At 34.4% G+C, this 227-nt stretch carries 1 protein-coding gene; it reads right to left on the bottom strand.

Annotated features, from left to right (window positions below):
• The coding region (locus AA089_RS23340; RefSeq protein WP_046759439.1) for an AMP-binding protein at positions 1–227 on the bottom strand (227 nt) is incomplete at both ends.

Here is a 227-nt window from a genome sequence, read left to right as displayed (position 1 = left end):
ACTAACTAGTAAATTACCAAAGAGTTCAGGATCTTTTGTGTGCGTTTTTGGTACAACTACTAATTTTCCACCAAATAATAATGCACCATACATTTCCCAAACCGAGAAATCAAAGTTGTACGAATGAAACATGCTCCACACATCTTTTTCACTGAAATCAAACAATGATGCTTCATTGTAGAATAATCGGGTTACATTTTGGTGTGTGATTAATACTCCTTTTGGTG

Source organism: Kordia jejudonensis (genome assembly GCF_001005315.1).
Taxonomy (GTDB): Bacteria; Bacteroidota; Bacteroidia; order Flavobacteriales; family Flavobacteriaceae; genus Kordia; species Kordia jejudonensis.
Note: the sequence above shows the minus strand (reverse complement) of the source record. Positions and strands in the feature narration are given on the sequence as shown.